Source organism: Propionivibrio sp. (assembly GCF_049316945.1).
Lineage (GTDB): Bacteria > Pseudomonadota > Gammaproteobacteria > Burkholderiales > Rhodocyclaceae > Propionivibrio.
In genome coordinates this window covers 1-3585 of record NZ_JBMOJE010000256.1, presented here as the reverse complement: position 1 = coordinate 3585, position 3585 = coordinate 1, and the positions used below count along the sequence as shown (strand labels likewise).

General features: G+C 54.7%; 4 protein-coding genes and 1 pseudogene. 3 read left to right on the top strand and 2 right to left on the bottom strand.

Annotation, left to right across the window (positions count from 1 at the left end):
- A partial coding sequence (locus ACOYNV_RS26580; protein ID WP_422902831.1) for a reverse transcriptase domain-containing protein occupies positions 1-499 on the top strand: 499 nt, incomplete at its 5' end.
- A 98-nt stretch (positions 500-597) separates the two neighbouring features.
- Here ACOYNV_RS26580 and ACOYNV_RS26575 read toward each other — a convergent pair.
- Both ACOYNV_RS26575 and thiM read right to left on the bottom strand, forming a co-directional pair.
- Positions 598-978 (bottom strand): annotated as a pseudogene (locus ACOYNV_RS26575) (PAS domain S-box protein); the annotation flags it as partial.
- Positions 979-1039: 61 nt separating this feature from the next.
- The gene (thiM, locus tag ACOYNV_RS26570) at positions 1040-1837 is read right to left on the bottom strand and encodes a hydroxyethylthiazole kinase (RefSeq protein WP_422902830.1); all 798 of its coding nucleotides are present in this window, start codon (positions 1835-1837) and stop codon (positions 1040-1042) included.
- A gap of 367 nt (positions 1838-2204) precedes the next feature.
- Here thiM and pdxH point away from each other — a divergent pair, with 367 nt between their 5' ends.
- Both pdxH and ACOYNV_RS26560 read left to right on the top strand, forming a co-directional pair.
- Entirely contained in the window at positions 2205-2852 is a 648-nt protein-coding gene (gene pdxH, locus ACOYNV_RS26565) for a pyridoxamine 5'-phosphate oxidase (protein ID WP_422902829.1), read from the top strand.
- A 71-nt stretch (positions 2853-2923) separates the two neighbouring features.
- Positions 2924-3175 (top strand): type II toxin-antitoxin system CcdA family antitoxin, encoded by a 252-nt coding sequence (locus tag ACOYNV_RS26560; protein ID WP_422902828.1) that lies wholly within the window; start codon positions 2924-2926, stop codon positions 3173-3175.
- Positions 3176-3585: the final 410 nt, after the last annotated feature.

Below are 3585 nucleotides of genomic sequence, written 5' to 3'. Positions count from 1 at the left end.
GACCGTCATTCAAGGCTTTCAGCAATTTGCTCTCTCGTTTAACCGGACAGTAGTGGAAGCGGGTGGAGAAGAGCGATGGCTGGGAGAACTGGCGGAACGGCTGAGGACGAAGGGCTACGTACCGGAAGCGGTACGGCGAGTCTGGCTGCCGAAGCCGAACGGCAAACTGCGTCCCTTGGGGATACCGACGATCACCGACCGAGTCGTACAGACGGCCGCCATGATTGTGCTGGAACCTGTATTTGAAGCCGACCTGCAGCCCGAGCAGTACGCTTATCGGGAAGGTCGTGGGGCGCAGGACGCGGTAAAAGCGGTTCATCGACTGCTGAGCACCGGACATAACCACGTCATTGATGCGGACCTGTCAGGTTATTTTGACAGCATCCCGCATGCCGAATTGATGAAAAGCGTAAGCCGTCGGATTGTAGATGGAAACGTACTGCACCTCATCAAGCAATGGCTGGACGCACCGGTCGAGGAGGACGATGGGGAATGGTAGGTGTGTATGCGACCTTCTGCCGAGACCTCAAACAAGAGATCGGGCAAGGCGTCCAGCATGGCTTGCAGTTTGTTCTTTGTCGCGATGAGTTCAGCCTCGGCCTGTTTGCGCTGTGTAATGTCACGAAACTCCCATAGTACGAAGGGCTCGCCGCCCATCTCTGTATACTGCTCCGATATGAAATGTGGCCGTTCTGCTGAGTTCATGACCAATCGGGCTTCAAAATCCATAACGCGCCCATTGTTAACGAGTTGGGCAAGGCAAGCGTCACGCTCAGTCATGTTGGCCCATACGCCCAATTCGAACGCCGTCCTGCCAATGGAGTCCTCCCGGGCTATCCCGGTGGCTTGAATCCAGGCCGTATTGACATCCACAATCTTGCCGGAGTCGTATTCGGTAAACGCCATCCCGTTACTGGTGGCGTTAAAAATAATGGCGTAATCGAAATCGATTTTTGCCGATTTTTCTCCGGCTAACATGGGATCACCCTGGTGGCTCTTGAGCGGCGGTTATAAAGCAATCAGGCCTTTCGACTCATCATCACAGACTCTGCATCTTGAGGTGCTGCACAATGTCGGCTTCTTGAAGGCCATATAGCGCATCCAGGAAATTGCTCTGAAAACTTCCCGGACCGGCTGAATGCCCGGCGGCTATTTCACCGGAGATTCCCATGATGGCCATGCCGTGGGCGGCGGCCTGAAAAGGCGAAGGGTTTATCGCGACAAAGGCCCCTGTAATTGCGCTGGCTGTACAGCCCATACCGGTGACTTTGGTCATCAGCGGATGCCCATTGGCGATTCGGACAGAATCATCACCCTGGACAACCAAGTCCACCGGCCCACTCACCGAAACAACGCATCCTGCGGATCGGGAAAGGGCACGGGCGTCTTCGCTGACCTCGTCGGGGGTGTGCTGGCTATCGACCCCTTTGCCACCTGGACCCGAGAGCGCCAGTGATCTGATCTCCGACGCATTCCCGCGAATGATCGTCGGCTGGATTTCGCGTATCAGTTGCAGCACCGTCGTCATTCGGAACCGTGTTGCCCCGCAGCCGACCGGATCCAGGACAATCGGGATATTTCTCCGGCGGGCTTCCTTTCCGGCCTTGAACATCGCCATGATCCATGGCGAACTCAAGGTTCCAATGTTGATTACCAGGGCCTTGGCAAGAGCAACCATTTCTTCGATTTCTTCAATGGCGTGAGCCATCACTGGAGACGCGCCGATCGCGAGAAGTGCGTTGGCCGTGGTGTTCATGACCACATGATTGGTGATGTTGAGCACCAGCGGTGCATCCTCACGAATGAGCTGAATATCCCGCCAAATTTGATTTTCCATCACCGATCGACCTTCGAAATCCTCAAGAATTCTCTGATTCTTGCTGTTGATGAATTGATTCAGGAAAGGCTTTAAAGTTCTGCAGCCCTGTTATGGCACGTAAGGAAGGTAGCAACAAACACTCCATGACCAATACGAAAACCCAGCCGAACGCCATGCCCTGCGGTCTTTTTGATTATACCCATTGACTTGGGGCCTGTGGTGCAGAACGCTGAACCCTTTGATTCACCGTGGATAGAGGGGAGGGGGGTACAATTTAGCGTTGGGATGTGCTTTGGTTCGAGATGGATACCAAGAAAAAATATCTGGCTGCACGAGTCTCCGGCCATGCTTTAAGCACACCTCTAGTTGCATCCGGAGATTCACCATGATCGATAACACCCCCCTGTCGGATTTGCGCAAGAGTTATGAGCAAGGCACGCTGGATGAGCATGAAACTGCCAGCGAACCGTTGCTGCAGTTCCAGTCCTGGCTGGCCGAAGCACTCAAGCGAGGCATCCCCGAGCCGAATGCAATGACCTTGGCCACTGTAGGCGAGAGCGGCCGCCCGTCGTCACGGCCGGTGCTGATCAAGGACTGCGACGAACGCGGAGTAGTCTGGTACTCAAACTACACCAGCCGCAAGGGGCGCGAACTGGCGTCTAATCCCTATGCCGCGCTGCAGTTCCACTGGCTAGAAATGGAACGGGTGGTGCGTATCGAAGGGCGGGTGGAAAAAGTGTCGGACGAGGAGTCGGATGCCTATTTCGCCACCCGCCCGCTGAACCATCGCATCGGTGCCTGGGCGTCGCCTCAGAGCGAGGTAATTGCCGGGCGCAGCATTCTAGTTGCACGCGCCGTTGAATACGGTCTCAAGTTTGGCTTCCACCCGCCCCGCCCGATGCACTGGGGCGGCTACCGTCTGAAGCCGGACTACTGGGAATTCTGGCAGGGCCGCTCATCGCGGCTGCATGACCGCATTGCCTATCGATTGCAGCCGGATGGAAGCTGGGTACGGGAACGGCTGGCTCCGTGAAAATCGTCCATCGATGCTGAACGAGTATCATGCTCACAGCAGACAGTTATACATCTGAATGGAGGATTGCCATGACAATGATGACCAGCAAGCATTCGAATACTGCAAAGAAGGCGACCAATGTGTCTTTGGCGGAGACCCTTCTCACTGAAGCAAAAGCGTTGCGTATCAATGTCTCACAAGCGACTGAATCTGGCCTGGCCAAAGCCGTCGCTGATAAACGCGCCGAGCTTTGGGTAAAGGAAAATGCGAAAGCCTTTGATTGCTGGAATGCTTACATTGAGAAAAACGGTATGCCGCTTGAAAAGTACAGGAGTTTTTGATGGCGAGATACAATGCCTAACGAAATCCTGACGGTCAGGGCTATTTGCTCGATTTGCAAGCGGATATCAACAGTCATTTTGCATCCCGAGTGGTTGCCCCGCCAGTTTCAAGGGTTCTAACTTCAATCACTCCCGCATAGCTCTGCTACCGAGTGTTTTTCATGCCGCAACTCCGAAAATGACGGCTTGATGGATTTTCGTGCGCAACCGGGGTCGCGGTAGTTAGTTCGGAGCGTGTGGAATTGAATAGTTTGCCTAGCAGCTGGCTTCCGAGAAGGCGCTCCAAGCGTTCGCTACCAGTCAGAGGCTGTGAAATATTTGGCACAAGCATCCAAGACCGTCATTCCGGCGAAAGCCGGAATCTGACCGAAGGAAATGTGCCCCGCAGGAAATCCCTTGGGGTGCAGAGC